The sequence below is a fragment of the Streptomyces sp. NPDC001848 genome, from assembly GCF_042891915.1.
In the GTDB taxonomy this organism is placed as follows: Bacteria; Actinomycetota; Actinomycetes; order Streptomycetales; family Streptomycetaceae; genus Streptomyces.
In genome coordinates this window covers 88,237-103,234 of sequence record NZ_JBIATP010000005.1, presented here as the reverse complement: position 1 = coordinate 103,234, position 14,998 = coordinate 88,237, and the positions used below count along the sequence as shown (strand labels likewise).

Annotated in this window: 12 protein-coding genes and 3 pseudogenes; 8 read left to right on the top strand and 7 right to left on the bottom strand. The window is 69.8% G+C overall.

Features of this window, described 5'->3' with window-relative positions; genetic code table 11:
- Window positions 1–27 precede the first annotated feature (27 nt).
- Window positions 28–1,410, bottom strand: a complete 1,383-nt coding sequence (locus tag ACFYZJ_RS11745; RefSeq protein WP_388565821.1) for an MFS transporter — start codon at window positions 1,408–1,410, stop codon at window positions 28–30.
- 343 nt (window positions 1,411–1,753) lie between these two features.
- Complete coding sequence (locus tag ACFYZJ_RS11740) at window positions 1,754–2,695, bottom strand: helix-turn-helix domain-containing protein (protein ID WP_388565819.1); 942 nt, start codon at window positions 2,693–2,695, stop codon at window positions 1,754–1,756.
- A gap of 128 nt (window positions 2,696–2,823) precedes the next feature.
- Between ACFYZJ_RS11740 and ACFYZJ_RS11735 the strand changes: the two genes are divergently transcribed.
- From ACFYZJ_RS11735 to ACFYZJ_RS11725, 3 genes are read left to right on the top strand one after another with little or no spacing between them, the layout of a single operon-like run.
- Window positions 2,824–3,219, top strand: a complete 396-nt coding sequence (locus tag ACFYZJ_RS11735; RefSeq protein WP_388565816.1) for an MmcQ/YjbR family DNA-binding protein — start codon at window positions 2,824–2,826, stop codon at window positions 3,217–3,219.
- The gene (locus tag ACFYZJ_RS11730; protein WP_388565813.1) at window positions 3,216–3,608 is read left to right on the top strand and encodes an MmcQ/YjbR family DNA-binding protein; all 393 of its coding nucleotides are present in this window, start codon (window positions 3,216–3,218) and stop codon (window positions 3,606–3,608) included. Before ACFYZJ_RS11735 ends, ACFYZJ_RS11730 begins: the two co-directional genes overlap by 4 nt.
- A gap of 29 nt (window positions 3,609–3,637) precedes the next feature.
- On the top strand, window positions 3,638–4,957 hold the full coding sequence (locus tag ACFYZJ_RS11725) for an MFS transporter (protein ID WP_388565810.1): 1,320 nt from the start codon (window positions 3,638–3,640) through the stop codon (window positions 4,955–4,957).
- A 63-nt stretch (window positions 4,958–5,020) separates the two neighbouring features.
- Here ACFYZJ_RS11725 and ACFYZJ_RS11720 read toward each other — a convergent pair.
- The 3 genes and pseudogenes from ACFYZJ_RS11720 to ACFYZJ_RS11710 all read right to left on the bottom strand — a co-directional run.
- Window positions 5,021–6,738: pseudogene (locus tag ACFYZJ_RS11720) on the bottom strand (hypothetical protein); the annotation flags it as partial.
- A 158-nt stretch (window positions 6,739–6,896) separates the two neighbouring features.
- Window positions 6,897–7,016 (bottom strand): annotated as a pseudogene (locus ACFYZJ_RS11715) (carbohydrate ABC transporter permease); the annotation flags it as partial.
- A gap of 214 nt (window positions 7,017–7,230) precedes the next feature.
- Complete coding sequence (locus tag ACFYZJ_RS11710; protein ID WP_388565808.1) at window positions 7,231–7,905, bottom strand: hypothetical protein; 675 nt, start codon at window positions 7,903–7,905, stop codon at window positions 7,231–7,233.
- A 429-nt stretch (window positions 7,906–8,334) separates the two neighbouring features.
- Between ACFYZJ_RS11710 and ACFYZJ_RS11705 the strand changes: the two genes are divergently transcribed.
- From ACFYZJ_RS11705 to ACFYZJ_RS11690, 4 genes are all read left to right on the top strand, one after another.
- The gene (locus ACFYZJ_RS11705) at window positions 8,335–8,907 is read left to right on the top strand and encodes a PadR family transcriptional regulator (protein ID WP_388565806.1); all 573 of its coding nucleotides are present in this window, start codon (window positions 8,335–8,337) and stop codon (window positions 8,905–8,907) included.
- 115 nt (window positions 8,908–9,022) lie between these two features.
- Entirely contained in the window at window positions 9,023–10,747 is a 1,725-nt protein-coding gene (locus tag ACFYZJ_RS11700; protein WP_388565803.1) for an acyl-CoA dehydrogenase family protein, read from the top strand.
- Window positions 10,748–10,928: 181 nt separating this feature from the next.
- Window positions 10,929–11,375, top strand: a complete 447-nt coding sequence (locus tag ACFYZJ_RS11695) for an NUDIX domain-containing protein (protein ID WP_388565801.1) — start codon at window positions 10,929–10,931, stop codon at window positions 11,373–11,375.
- A gap of 423 nt (window positions 11,376–11,798) precedes the next feature.
- Window positions 11,799–12,764 carry a D-2-hydroxyacid dehydrogenase family protein gene (locus ACFYZJ_RS11690; protein WP_388565799.1) on the top strand — a complete coding sequence of 322 codons (966 nt, stop codon included), beginning with the start codon at window positions 11,799–11,801 and terminating at the stop codon, window positions 12,762–12,764.
- Between the two features lie 45 nt (window positions 12,765–12,809).
- On the opposite strand, the gene ACFYZJ_RS11685 is transcribed toward ACFYZJ_RS11690, so the two are convergent.
- Window positions 12,810–13,736 carry an SDR family oxidoreductase gene (locus tag ACFYZJ_RS11685; protein ID WP_388565797.1) on the bottom strand — a complete coding sequence of 309 codons (927 nt, stop codon included), beginning with the start codon at window positions 13,734–13,736 and terminating at the stop codon, window positions 12,810–12,812.
- 86 nt (window positions 13,737–13,822) lie between these two features.
- On the opposite strand from ACFYZJ_RS11685, the gene ACFYZJ_RS11680 reads away from it, so the two are divergent.
- Window positions 13,823–14,389 (top strand): TetR family transcriptional regulator, encoded by a 567-nt coding sequence (locus ACFYZJ_RS11680; protein ID WP_388565795.1) that lies wholly within the window; start codon window positions 13,823–13,825, stop codon window positions 14,387–14,389.
- On the opposite strand, the pseudogene ACFYZJ_RS11675 reads toward ACFYZJ_RS11680, so the two are convergent.
- Window positions 14,386–14,890 (bottom strand): annotated as a pseudogene (locus tag ACFYZJ_RS11675) (SDR family NAD(P)-dependent oxidoreductase); the annotation flags it as partial. The gene ACFYZJ_RS11680 and the pseudogene ACFYZJ_RS11675 overlap by 4 nt on opposite strands.
- Window positions 14,891–14,998 lie beyond the last annotated feature (108 nt).

The following is a 14,998-nucleotide window of genomic DNA, read 5'->3' as shown; positions in this document are numbered from 1 at the left end:
CACGGGGCCGGTCGAAAACACCCGGACTCAGGCGGTACGCGCATCCGCCGCCCGCGCCCCCGAGGGCTCGGCATCCGCTGACTCGACCCGGGCAAGGTCGCGATCGCGTGTCTCCTTGGCGACACCGACCGCGATCAGAGTCAGGACAGCCGCGGCGATCACGTACAGGGCGATCGGCGTGGAGCTGCCGTAGTCGGAGAGCAGCGCGGTCGCGATGAGCGGGGCCGGAGCACCGGCCGCCACCGAGGCGAACTGGGCGCCGATGGACGCACCCGAGTAGCGCATCCGGGTCGCGAACATCTCGGAGAAGAACGCCGCCTGGGGCGCGTACATCGCCCCGTGCAGCACGAGACCGACCGTCACGGCGATGATCAGGTTGCCGAAGCCGCCGGTGTCGATGAGCGAGAAGAACGGGAACATCCACAGACCGACCCCGGCCGCGCCCAGCAGATACACGGGGCGGCGGCCGATCCGGTCCGACAACGCGCCCCAGGCCGGGATGGCGGCGAAGTGCACGGCGGAGCCGATCAGGACGGCGTTGAGTGCCGTCTGCTTGGAGACGCCTGCCGACGTGGTGGCGTAGACGAGGATGAAGGCGGTGATCACGTAGTAGCTGATGTTCTCCGCCATGCGCGCGCCCATCGCGACCAGTACGTCCCGCCAGTGGTGCCGCAGCACGGACACCAGCGGCAGCTTCTCCGCAACACCGCCCGAGTCCGCCTTACGGGCCTCAGCCTGAGCCAACGCCTGCTGGAACACCGGCGATTCATCGACGGACAAACGAATCCACAAACCGACGATCACCAGCACCCCGGACAGGAGGAACGGAATGCGCCAACCCCAGGAGCCGAACGCGTCGTCAGACAGCAAGGCGGTCAGCAACGACAGCACACCCGTGGCGAGCAACTGCCCGGCCGGCGCGCCGGTCTGCGGCCAGGAGGCCCAGAAGCCCCGCCGCCGGGCATCGCCGTGCTCCGACACGAGCAGCACGGCGCCGCCCCACTCGCCACCCAGCGCGAAGCCCTGCACCAGACGCAGCGTGGTGAGCAGCACGGGCGCGGCGGTGCCGACGGTGGCGTGCGTGGGCAGCAGCCCGATGGCGAAGGTCGCCCCGCCCATCAGCAGCAGACTCAGCACCAGCAGCTTCTTGCGCCCGAGCCGGTCGCCGTAGTGCCCGAACACCAGGGCCCCGAGCGGCCGGGCGGCGAACCCGACCGCGTACGTCAGGAACGACAGCAGCGTCCCGACCAGCGGGTCGGAGTCGGGGAAGAAGAGCTTGTTGAAGACGAGCGCGGCGGCGGACCCGTAGAGGAAGAAGTCGTACCACTCGATGGTGGTGCCGATGAGGCTGGCGGCGACGATGCGGGGGAGGTTCGCCGGGGGTGGGGGAGCGGTGGTTCCGGATGCCATGTGCGCCACTTCCTCGTGTGCGGTGGGGACGTTTGTGTGTCGCCACACCGTAGAAACATGCAGGTCAGGCGCACATGTGGCGGGACAACATAGTTCAGAGGTCGGCTGTGCGTGCGGCCACCATGCCCGCCCACCGAAGGATGGCTGGGCCGATGGAAGCGGGCGAAAAGAGCGCCTTCCGAGAGGCGCATTTCGCGGCGATTTGACCGTACGGTGCTGACTCCGGTGCTGGTTTGGTGCTGACTACGCTCAGTTGAACCGGACCGGCCGGGGCGGACCGTGGCGGCCCGCCCGGCAGGAGGATCGGATCAGCCATGGGAGCGCGGCCTCCGCCGCGCTCGCCTCACGTACCGGTCCCCGCTTCGCCGGCCGCGAAGGCGGCCGGGGTGAGACCGGTGTGTCCGCGGAAGAAGCGGCCGAAGTTCGCGGGATCGGTGAAGCCGAGATGGACGGCCACGGCCCGGGCGTTCCACCCGGCGCCTCCCAGCAGGCGCCGGGCTTCGAGCAGCCGCCGCTCATTGATGAGCTCACGCACTCCCTTGCCGGTGGCGTCGCGGGCGGAGCGGCTGAGAGTACGGACCGAACAGCCGAGCAACTCGGCGTAGTCCGCGGCCCGGTGCAGCTCGCGGAAGTGCAATTCCAGGGCATCCACGAACCGTCCGTATGTGTCACGACGGCCCGTGCCGGCCGTGGCCGTGTCGGTGGGGGTGATGCCGGGGGAGTCGGCGAGACGCAGCAGCAGCGATTCGAGCAGGCTGCGCCGCAGAGCGTGGTGGACATCGAGGGGACGGCGTCCGAGAGCACGGTGTTCGTCCAGGAGGTGGAGCGCCGTCTCGCGGAGCCAGGCGGCGTCATCGGGGTGCGGGCTCAGCACGGCAGGAGCCTGGTGCGCGGTGAGCGGGGCAAGGAGGCGAGCGGTGTCGGGCCGCAGAACGTCCGGCTCGAACAGGATGAACGGGCCGCGGGCGGCGCCGGGCGGATGCCAGCACTGCGCGTGCCCGGGACGCACCCACAGCCACTGGCCGACGGCGACGGTCCGCGTGACGTGGTCGACGTCGTGCCGCAGCTCACCCTCGGTGACCATGATCAGGTGGTGGAAGGTGGCGCGGCCCGGTCGGGGCGGGTTCCACGGCCAGTCGTCGTGCTGGGCGAAGAAGTCCTCGACGGTGGTCACCTCAAGGCCGTACGGAGTGCCCGCCGGGGGCTGGAAACCGTACAGCGTAACCGCGGCCGCAGCCGGTCCTTCCTGCCCGTTCGGCCTGGGGTGTCGCTTCTCGACCATCACGTGTCCGCACCTTACTGCCCGATCTGTCGGCTCCGGGGAAAGGATGGGACATGCCGCCGCGACCGCGCGGCCTGCCTTCTGCGTCCTTCGATACCGCAGTCCGTCACCCCTTGAGGAGGAAAACGCCCATGGATGGATCGACTTTGCACAAGACCGCCGCCGACTGCGCGGAGGAACTGCCCGGAGCCGAGCTGGAGCATCCCTTCGGCGACGACTGGGAGGTCTTCAAGGTGCGCGGCAAGGTGTTCATGCTGATGACCGAGGCCCCCGGGCGCCCCGTCGTGATCCTCAAGGCGGACCCCGGCGAGGCCCGTGCCCTGCGGGAGCAGTACAGCCACATCACCCCCGGCTACCACATGAACAAGAAGCACTGGATCACGCTGGAAGGCGGGCAGGGCGTCGACGAGAAGCTGGTCGAGGAACTCGTCACCGAGTCCTACCGGCTCGTCGTCGCCCACTTGCCCAAGGCCGAGCAGCCCGTCGACCCGCACACCTATGGCGGTGCCACCGGGGCGGCCCGGTGAGCGCGGCCGGTGACCGGCTCCAGGACTCGTCCCGCCGGGCGGCCCTCGCTCTGGCGAACGTCAGCCACGGGCGGCCTTTCACCGGGCTCGACGTGTACAAGGTCGCGGGCAAGGTGTTCCTGATCGTCACCGACGACCCGGACGAGCAGATCATCACCGACGACGCGGACGAGCAGATCATCACGGTCACGTGCGAACCCGAGCACGCCCGCGCGCAGGAGCGCGGCTACGCCACGATCACACCGGGCCGCTACCTCGACAAACGGCACTGGATCTCGCTGGGGCCGGGACCCGGCATCACGAAGCGGGTGGTCACCGACGCGGTCGAGCACTCCTACGACCTGGTCGTCGAGAGCCTGCCGCAGCGCGACCGCCCTCGTGCACTATGAGCGCCGCCGGCTCCCCCACACCGGCCCCGATGGCGGTCGCGCCCCAGGCCCTGCCGGCGCGGAGCCTGGTCGTCGCCGGTCTGTCGACCGTCGTGGAGTGGTACGACTTCACGCTCTACCTCTACATGACGACGATCATGGCCAGGGTCTTCTACGGCGGCGACGACACCTCGGTCCTGATCACCCTCGCCGTCTTCGGCGTCGCGTACGTGATACGGCCGCTCGGCGCGGTGTTCTTCGGGCGCCTGGGCGACCGGCTGGGGCGGCGCCGGGTGATGCTGACCTCGATGACGGTGATGGCCGTCGCCATGTGGGTCACCGCAGCCCTGCCCACCAACGCCCAGATCGGCGCGGTGGCCGGGGTGCTGCTCCTGATGCTGCGCTGTGTGATGGGGTTCTCCGTCGGCGGCGAGTACAGCAGCGTCCTCACCTACCTCGTCGAGGGCGCGAAGCCGGCCCGGCGCGGCCTGATGACCTCCCTGGCCTCGGCGGGCAGCGAGATCGGTGCCCTCCTCGCGGTCGGCGCCGCGGCGGTGACCACCAGCATCGTCTCCGGCCCGGCGATGGACAGGTGGGGCTGGCGTCTGCCGTACGTCTTCGGCGCGCTGCTCGCCACCGCGACGCTGCTGGCCCGGCGCTCGATCGAGGAGTCCCCCGACTTCGAACAGCGCGCCGGGACCGAGGACCACGACGGCACCGTCGAAGTGACCGGTCTCGCCTGCCTCCTGCGCACCGGCTGGAAACCCATCGGCCGGGCTTTCCTCATCTCCGCGGTCGGCTCGATCACGTACTACGGCGGCGTCACCTACGTGACCACGTTCCTCACCGAGGACGCCGGATTCAGTGAACGCTCCTCCCTGTGGCTGTCCACCGGCGCCTCCGTCGTCGTCATCGCGGTCAGCCCGCCGGCCGGTCACCTCTCCGACCGGTGGGGGCGACGTGGGCTGCTGCGCGGCCTGTGCGTGTCCTCGCTGGTGCTGTCGGTCGCGATGTTCGCGCTGATGCACCACCACGGCACCGCCCTCGCCCTGACCGGCGCCTGCGTGCTCGCGGCGATCGCCGGCGCCTACAGCGCGGTCGCCGCCTCGGCCAGCCCCGAACTGTTCGCACCCCGCGACCGCATGACCGGACTGGGCCTGGGCAACGCCACCGCCACCGCGATCTTCGGCGGCCTCGCCCCTTACACCTCCCAGCAACTGATCCAGGCCACCGGCTGGCACCTGGCACCCGGCGTGCTCACCGCTGCCGTCGCCCTCATCGCACTGCCGGTCATCTGGACGATGCGCGAGACCGCGCCGATGCTGCTGCGGCGACAAGGCACAACAGATCCGCAGGCGCCGGTCGGCTGAGCCGGCGAACTGTCAGCACCGTCTGCGAAGTCGGCACACCCGCCGCCGATCCCACCGCCGCCCGCCCACGAACCCGTCCTGGCAGGTGGTGTACCGGATGGTGGTGATGGTGTGCTCGGCGAAGGAGCCCGCCTGGACGATCACCGTGCGCTTCGCCTCGGGGGCGAGGTTCACCAGTTCGACGGTCGTCGTCTCGGGGTCGATGGAGGTGACCAGCGCGGCCACGTCCGGGGGGTAGGCCGGGGCGGCGGGCCTCGGCGTCGTGGTAGCGCAGCCGGGCCTGCTGGAGGCCGCCGTTGTAGAGCACCTGGGGTCCGCCCCAGGTCAGCTGGATGAGGGCTTCGGTGGCCACCGGGTTGCACTGCTGCCACACATGGGTGTCGGCCTCGGGCACGTCCAGGTCGCGGTAGCGGTCGATGCGCCTCAGGCGGTGGCGGACCTGGGCCTGGGCGGTGGCAAGGATGCGCTCGGGGTAGCCGGGGTCGTCGCCGGCGAGGAAGGCGAACCACGCCTTTTCGTGCCCGGACTCCTCCTTGGCCCGGAACGGCCGGACGGTACGCCGGTCGATGCCGTCGGCTTCGCGCAGCCGTTCCAGACGGGTGCGGTCGGCGGCGGAGGCCGTGTGGTGCCACAGTGCCACCGGTACGGGCGGGGTGACCGGGTTGTAGTCGAACCGGCCCGAGTCGTTGTGGCGGAACGGGAGGTGCGGTGTGGGTGTGTGGATGTCGGAGCCGAGTTCGACCGCCCACTTGGAGGGCAGGCTGGAGTCCGCCTCGCTGTGGGGCATCACCTTGGCGTGGCCGATGAGGGCGTCGAGCGAGGTGGCGACCATGGAGAGGTGGTCGTCGTCCCCGGTGACCGTTGCCGCAGCGAGCGCCGCCACACAGGCCGCGTGGCCCACGCTGTGCCAGCCGTGCGGCCAGGACCAGCCGTAGTGGCCGCCGTACCAGCGGCCCTCCAGCAGGCTGCCGACGACGCCGTTCGGGCCGGCGTTGTTCCGGGATGAGACCGCCGTTCGCCTCGGTGCGCTCCCGCCACGCGCCCACGTACCAGACGATCCAGTCGCGGTAGCGGTCCTCGCCGGACAGGATCCAGGCGTTGAGGACGAGTCCCGCCGCGGCGAGATCGACCGCCGTGTCGCCGACGCCCATACGGTCCCGCATCTGCGCGCCGAGACGCGGATCCTCCGAGAGCCGGTACGGGCCGCCGTCCGCCTCGGGTATCCAGCCCAGCGGGAAGCCGTACGTCTCCGCTTCCTTCTCCAGCCAGGGATAGACGTCGCCGTCGAACAGGCCCCTGCGGTCGGGGTCGCTGCCGTTGTGCGGGCGGGTGATGACGCGGTGCTCGGGGTCGTAGTTGGCCTTGGCCGGGTCGACGTACAACTCGGCGAACCGCAGGGCACGTTCGGACCGGCGGTCGGGGGCGGCCATGCACAGGAAGTAGAGCAGGAGCAGGCTCTCTCCTTGGCGGAACCAGTCGTAGCCGCGCTCGAACTCCCCGCGCAGCATGCCCAGTTCGGTGAGCTGCCGGGTCACGCCCTCGCAGTGCCGCTCACTGGCGGGCAGCAGATCGTCGGCGCCGCCGAGGAGATACAGCTGGGGCCAGTTGAAGAACACCTCGTAGAAATCGTCCACGCCATCACGGGTGGTCAGCCGGCCGGCGTAGTTCAGCCGTCCGTCCGGACCGGTGAAGTCGCGGGCGAAGCGCCGCCAGGCGTGGTCGAGCAGGTCGAACAGGGACCGCTGGGCCACGGCCCAGCCGGGTGGTTCGAGCAGCGGCACCCCCGCCTAGATCTCGGGTGGCGCGACCGGCTGGTCGCAGGGGGCGTCCTCGCCCGAGGTGCGACTGGCGGAGTTGAAGGGCATGGTGGATCTCCGTTCGGGGCGGGCGGCGGGGACGGCGCACGCCGGGGACGACGGCCGGGCGGACCAGGCCTGTGTCATTCCTTGGTGGCGCCGGCGAGCATCCCGCTGACCAGGAAGCGCTGGGCGAAGAGGAAGACGATCAGCACGGGCGTGATGGCCACGAGCGTCGCCAGAGCCAGCCGCGGGCGCTGGACTGGACCGCATCGGTCAAACTCGACAACGTGCCACCAGGCGACATCCAGGTCGCGGTCGACTACCTCGACGCCAACGGCAAGGCCGGGCCGACCGCCTACGGCACCACAGACGGATCGAAGCTCTACATCGCGGGCGATCCCGCGCACTTCATCGATGTGGCCAACGCCTCGCGAGTATATGGACCGCGAGGCAGCCGGGCGCGTGTTCGGTGGGTCAGCCTTGGACGAGGAACGTCTTGGTCTTACCGGAGCGGCTGGAGCAGGACCGCTTCTCCTCAGCGGTCATCTTCCTGGATTTGACGACCACCGCGTTGCTCTGGCCGTCGGTTCCGTTCGGGGCGGGCCCGGTGATGACGTCGGGGACGAACCAGAAGTAGTGACCCCACTTTCGGGTGTCGTAATGGGTCTGCCATGTACCGGAGACCGTCTGCATCACCTGCGCACGGGAGATCCAGCCGACTTCACCGGGTTTCACCGTCATGTTGACGGAGCTGGTCTCCGAGTGCGTGCTCGACCAGGTGTGGCTGTAAGTCGCTGTGACGCTGAGGTCGATGATTCCCGCTATCTTGCCGCCGGCGGTCACGGACACGCCCGCCGAATCCGTGGACCCGACCGTGTCGGACCAGGTCATCGACTGAGTGGCAGGCGAGGTGCTGCAGTTGTAGAGCGAGTCGGAGACTCGGTGGAAGTCTCCGAGATACGCCTGGCCGAACTGCGGGTCGTTGAAGGTGCACTTTCCTTCACCCGAGTCGCAGTCGGCTATGAGCTGTGCCCGGGTGGGCTGGTCATCGGCCGAGGCCGGAACGGCTGTCGTCACGGCCATGCCCAGGGCAGCCGCTGAAAGCGCCAGCATTCGTCCGCCGTAGCGCATCCTGCGGTTGTTCGCCATATGTGTGCCTTTCGCTGTGCATGAGGGGGGTCGGTGATCGCAGGAAGAGCGACCGAAGGTACCGCGATCACCGCCTGTTGCGATTGAGAAAGTTCGCAACAACTGACCTATCTACACCACCAGTTGAGGAAATCCCAACCGTGGGCGGCGTTCTGCCGGTAAGTGATCGGCGGTCGTGGGACGCCTCGCCGTGCCCTCCGCCCGCGACACAGCAGTACCGGGCTGCAACTGCTCGATGAGGTCATCGGCCTGCCCGCTGCCTTCCTTGGCGGGGGCGTCGCATCGCTGCGGCCGGTGACGGGCGGCAGCACACTGCTGCTCATGGCCCGCTTCCTCATGGAGTCCCGGACGGGAGACGGGGAGTGAGCCGCGTCGCATCGGGGCGGGAGAGGCTTGCTATGCAACGAGTTGCATAGCAGGCTCGGCGTCATGGCGCTCGAACACGCGATCTTGGTGTCGCTTTCGGAGAAACCGGGATCCGGCTATGAGCTGGCCCGGCGTTTCGAGCGGTCCATCGGCTACTTCTGGACCGCGACCCACCAACAGATCTATCGCGTGCTCAAGCGCATGGAGACCGACGGTTGGGTCGACGTCCGGGACGTCCCGCAGCAGGGCCGGCCGGACAAGAAGGAGTACAGCGTCACCGACCTCGGCCGGGCCGCGCTGTCCTCCTGGTTGCATGACCCGACCGAGCCGGAGAGCGTCCGCCATGACTTGGCCGTGAAGATCCGGGGCGCCGCCTTCGACGACCCGGCCGCCCTGGTGAACGAGGTCGAGCGGCACCGGCAGGCGCACCGGGACCGGCTGGCGCACTATCTCGCAGGAGAGGCGCGGGACTTCACGGGGCCCGAGGCAGGCGCGGCCGGCTCAGAGGTGCCGCTCGACGCGGAGCGCGAGCTCCAGCACGTCGTACTGCGCGGCGGCATCGCGTACGAGCGGATGATGATCGGCTGGCTGGACGACGTGCTCGCCACGCTGGCCCGGTTCGGTCCGGGCTGCTGATCGCCACCGCACCCTCCGCCGGTCCTCCCGGTCCTCCCGGTCCTCCCGATCCGGCCGGTCCGGCCGTCAGACCTCCCGATTTCCACCCGTCCACCAGCCGAAAGGCATCATCACCATGGCTGACCAGCTGCTGTTCAACCCGCGCACCTACGACCCGGCACACTTCGACACCGAGACGCGCCGCTTGCTGCGTGCCACCGTCGACTGGTTCGAGGAGCGCGGGAAGGGGCGGCTGATCGAGGACTACCGGACCCGCGCGTGGCTCGGAGACTTCCTCGCCTTCGCGGCGAAGGAGAACCTGTTCGCCACCTTCCTGACGCCGTCGTCCGCTGCGGGGGAGGGGGAACCGGACAAGCGGTGGGACACCGCCCGGATCGCCGCGCTCAATGAGATCCTGGGCTTCTACGGCCTGGACTACTGGTACGCCTGGCAGGTCACGATCCTCGGCCTCGGCCCGGTCTGGCAGAGCGACAACGCCGCCGCCCGCGCCCGCGCCGCTGAACTCCTCGCGCAGGGAGAGGTGTTCGCGTTCGGCCTGTCCGAGCAGGCCCACGGCGCCGACATCTACTCCACCGACATGCTGCTCGAGCCCGACGGCAACGGTGGCTTCCGAGCCACCGGCTCCAAGTACTACATCGGCAACGGCAACGCCGCCGCACTCGTCTCCGTCTTCGGCCGTCGCACCGACGTCGAGGGGCCCGACGGCTACGTCTTCTTCGCCGCCGACAGCCGTCACCCGGCCTACCGCCTGGTCAAGAACGTCGTCGACTCCTCGAAGTTCGTCAGCGAGTTCCGCCTGGAAGACTATCCCGTGGCGGCCGAAGACGTCCTGCACACCGGCCGCGCCGCCTTCGACGCCGCCCTGAACACCGTCAACGTCGGCAAGTTCAACCTGTGCACCGCCTCGATCGGCATCTGCGAGCACGCGATGTACGAGGCGGTCACCCACGCCCACAACCGCATTCTCTACGGCCGCCCCGTCACCAGCTTCCCGCACGTACGGCGCGAGTTGACCGACGCGTACGTCAGGCTCGTCGGAATGAAGTTCTTCAGCGACCGCGCTGCCGACTACTTCCGCTCCGCCGGCCCGGACGACCGCCGCTACCTGCTCTTCAACCCGATGACGAAGATGAAGGTGACCACGGAGGGCGAGAAGGTCATCGACCTGATGTGGGACGTCATCGCGGCCAAGGGCTTCGAGAAGGACAACTACTTCGGCCAGGCGGCCGTGGAGATCCGCGGTCTGCCGAAGCTGGAGGGTACGGTCCACGTCAACCTGGCGTTGATCCTGAAGTTCATGCGCAGCCACCTCCTCGACCCCGTCGAGTACCCCGCCGTGCCGACCCGCCTGGACGCGGCCGACGACGACTTCCTGTTCCGGCAGGGACCGGCCCGCGGCCTCGGCTCCGTGCGGTTCCACGACTGGCGGCCCGCGTTCGACGCGTACGCGCACCTGCCCAACGTGACCCGCTTCCGTGAACAGGCCGACGCACTCTGCGCGTTCGTCGCCACGGCCGCCCCCGACGCGGAGCAGAGCCGCGACCTCGACCTCGTCCTCGCGATCGGTCAGCTCTTCGCCCTCGTCGTGCACGGGCAGCTCGTCCTGGAGCAGGCCGCCCTGACCGGACTCGACGAGGACGTGCTCGACGAACTCTTCGCCGTCCTCGTGCGGGACTTCTCCGCGCACGCCGTCGAACTGCACGGCAAGGACTCGGCGACCGAACAGCAGCAGGAGTGGGCGCTGGGTTCGGTCCGGCGGCCGGTCGTCGACGAGGCGCGCACGGAGCGGGTCTGGCAGCGGGTCGAGGCGCTGTCCGGCGCGTACGAGATGGCCCCGTAAGCGCGCCTGTGCATCGTCGGTGGCCGGGTCGCGTGGGCCCGGCCACCGGTCAGTATCGGTTGTCGTACCACTCGATGGTGGTGCCGATGAGGCCGGCGGCGACTACGCGCCCGTAGGCGGGCCGAATCGAGCGCCACACAGCAGCCTCCGACCCCCGTTCCCGCAGCGTAGAGAGCTGACCATGAACCATCTCACCGCCTCGGCCGCCGCCCTGTTCTTCAACCAGGACGGGGAGGTCCTCATCGTCAACCCGACCTACAAGAACTACTGGAACTTGCCCGGCGGAGCCGTCGACGTCGATCGCGGCGAGACCCCCTACGAAGCGGCCGTCCGGGAGGTCCGCGAAGAGCTGGGAATCGCTCCTGCCATTGGCCGCCTGCTCGTCCACGCGTGGATCACGGTCACCGGCAAGGGAGCCCAGGCCCTGTACGTCTTCGACGGCGGCACCCTCAGCCCCGAGGATCAGAACGCGATCATCTTGCAGAGAAGCGAACTCAGCGAGTACCGCTTCTGTCGGCCTGAGGGCATGGAGGACGGCCTCATACCGCCGCACCTGACAGAAGTGTGGGACCAGGCGCTCATCGCGCACACCGAGAACCGGATCACCTACGTCTGCGCGACTCTGTGATCAAATCGCTGGAGCAGGGTTGTCGGCGTCCCGTGCCAGACATCGGGTAGCCAGGGGGGACTTGCCTGTGTGGGGCGGGCGAGGAGGAGCTTCCGAGGGCCGCGAGCCAGGGGAGCTGGGAGGGGTCCTTCCGGCGCCTCCACGATTCCGTCGGCGGCTTGTCGCCACGAGGGAGCACCCTCCCGAACCGGAGGTGTGGCCCACTGCACCCTCTCGAGGTGGACGCGAGTCCGAGATGCGGGATGGCCATGTCGACGGGAGCCGTCGACGGCCTTGAGCGGGTGGTGGGATCAGTGTCGGGCGAACTGGACCCGGGTCGGTTGCACGACGTTCGGCCGTAGCGCGATCCCGCTGATCGTCAGCGGGTGCGGGGAGCAACGCCCCGCACCCGGTGCGCAGCCGGATGAAAGGCAGAATGTCCGCATGACGATGCACTGCGCCGTGCTGGACGACTACCAGGGCGCCGCCCTGACCCTGGCGGACTGGAGCGCCCTCCCCGCCGAGATCGAGGTGCGCACGCTCCGGGAACACCTCACCGACCGGGACAAGCTCGTGGCCGAACTCGCCGACTGCGAGATCGTCGTGGCCATGCGGGAGCGCACCCCCTTCGACGCCGACCTCCTGCACCGCCTGCCCCGGCTGCGTCTGCTGGTGACCACCGGTATGCGCAACGCCTCCATCGACCTCGCCGCGGCGGCGGCCCAGGGCGTGACCGTCTGCGGTACGGCGAGCAGTTCCACCCCGCCCGTGGAACTGACCTGGGCGCTCCTCCTCGGCCTCGCCCGGCATGTCACCGCCGAGAACCGGGCGCTGCGCGAAGGGGGCCCCTGGCAGTCCACCGTCGGCCAGGACCTCGCCGACCGGACCCTGGGCCTGCTCGGACTCGGCAAGATCGGTACCCGGGTCGCCCGCGTCGCCACCGCCTTCGGCATGGAGGTCCTCGCCTGGAGCGAGCACCTCACCGCCGAGCGGGCAGCCGACGCCGGAGCCCAACTCGCCGATGACAAGGAGGACCTGCTGAGCCGTAGCGACTTCGTGTCCATCCACCTCGTCCTGTCCGACCGCACACGCGGCCTGCTCGGCGAGCCGGAGTTGCGCGCCATGCGCCCGCACGCCTACCTGATCAACACCTCCCGCGCCGCCATCGTCGACCGGAGCGCACTGCTGCGCGCACTGCGCGAGGGTTGGATCGCCGGGGCGGGGCTCGACGTCTTCGAGACCGAGCCGCTCCCCGCCGACGACCCCCTGCGCTCCCTGCCGAACGTGCTCGCCACCCCGCACCTGGGCTATGTCACCGAGCAGAACTACCGCACCTTCTACACGCAAGCGGTGGAGGACATCACCGCCTTCCTCGCCGGCAGTCCCGTCCGACTGCTGACGGGCGGCTGAGCCGGCGCCCCGACCCGCGCATCGCCTAGGCGCCTCGCCGGCCGGTCAGCCGGTGGTGGTGGCAGTGGTGTGGAAGTAATGGCCCTTGTCGAGGTCGGTGAGGAGGTCGGGCTGGGTCGGTTCCCACCCCAGCAGTTCGCGGGTCAGGGTGTTCGACGCCGGGGCGTCGAGGCCGAGGAAGGCGCCCAGCCAGGCGAAGTGCTCGGCTGCGGCCTCAGGGGCCACGGAGACCACCGGCACATCGAGGTGACGGCCGATCACCTCGGCGATGTCGCGGATCGCGACGCCCTCTTCCGCCACGCCGTGCAGCACTGATCCGGCGGGGGCCTTCTCGACCGCCAGGCGGAACAGCCGTGCGGCGTCGAGGCGGTGGACGGCCGGCCAGCGGTTGGCGCCCTCGCCGATGTAGCCGGAGACTTGCTTGGCACGGGCGATGGCGACCAGGGTCGCCATGAAGCCGTGGTCTCCTTCGCCGTGGCAGGTCGGAGACAGCCGCACCACCGACGAGCGCACGCCGCGCGAGGCGAGTGCGAGCACCGCTCGGGCGGTGGCGGCACGGAGCGAGAGCGGTGGGGCGTCGATCGTGTGCATGTCCCGCTCGGTGGCCACACGCCCGGGCGCGAGGCCGACCACACCGGAGGCGATGACGAAGGGGCGGTCGGTGCCGGCGAGCGCGTCGCCGAAGGCGTCGACGGCGCGGCGATCGGCCTCCGCGGCGCCCTGGAAGTCGCCGGTGAAGGCGATGTCGTGCTTGAACGCGAGGTGGATCACCCCGTCCGACGCGGCGGCCGTGCCCCGTAGGACGTCGAGGTCGTCGAGGGTGCCGCGGACGACCTCCGCCCCGGCCGCGGTGAGCGCGCCGGCGGAGGCCTCGGATCGGGCGAGCCCGACGACCTGGTGTCCCGCGTCGATGAGTTCGGGCACGACGGCGGAACCGATCCAGCCGGACGCGCCGGTGACGAAGATGCGCATGGGAGAGTCCCCTGACCGTTGATGTCAGTTACTGACATCAACGCTAGCATTCGATGTCAGTTGCTGTCATCGCGTAGGATCGATCCATGGGTAGATGGGAGCCGAACGCGCGCGGGCGCCTGGCGGAGGCGGCGTTGGAGCTTTACAGCGAGCGCGGGTTCGAGCAGACCACCGTGGCGGAGATCGCCAAAAGGGCCGGGCTCACGGAGCGGACCTTCTTCCGGCACTACGCCGACAAGCGCGAGGTGCTGTTCGCCGGGTCCAGGGACTTGGCGGAGTTGCTCGTACAGGCGGTCGCCGGCGCTCCGAAGTCCGCGGCGCCGATCGACGCGTTGGCGGTGGGCCTCGACGCGCTCTGTGAGGTGTTCGCCGACCGGCGCGCGTACGCGCGGAAGCGGCATGCTGTGATCATGGCGAACGCGGAACTCCGGGAGCGCGAGTTGATCAAGCTCGCCTCGATGTCGGCCGCGCTCGCCGACACACTGCGCCGACGGGGCGTCGCGGAGCCGGCCGCGAGCCTGACCGCCGAGGCGGGGGTCGCCGTCTTCAAGGTCGGCTTCGACCGCTGGATCGCGCCCGACGAGGAACGCGAGATGTCGCAGCTGATGCGGGAATCGCTGGACGAGTTGAAGGCCGTGGCCGCGGGGGGCTAGTAACTCAGGGCGTCCGAGACCGACTTGACGCCGCCGTGCGCGGTGAGGCCGCCGTCGATGGGCATCTCGGCACCGGTGATGAACGAGGCTTCGTCGGAGAGCAGGAACACCACGAGCGGGGTGATCTAGTCGACGGTCCCGGTGCGGCCCGGCGGAGTCTCACGCACATTCACCTCGCGGAAGGCGCGCGGTGCCGAGGCGGTCATGTCGGTTTCGATGAAGCCGGGGCGGACCGTGTTGACGCGGATGCCGCGCGGGCCGAGTTCCATCGCCGCCGTCTTGGACAGGCCGCGCAGCGCCCACTTGCCGGCGGTGTAGGCGGGCGGTGAGCGCGGCGGAGGAGCCGACGTTGACGATCGACGAGCCGGGCGGCATCAGCGGGGTCAGGTGCTGGATGCCCAGCAGGGGGCCGGTGACGTTGACGGCGTGGACGCGGTCGAAGTCCTCGGGGCGTACCTCGCCGAGGCGGGCGCGCCAGGTGATGCCCGCGTTGTTGACCAGGGGCCGCCACCGCGGTGGAAGGCAGAGGCGCGGAACCGGGCATGGCGACTCCAGGGTCCGGGTGCAAGACGGTGTACGGGAGCGGGCACGCCTCACATGCGCCGACGG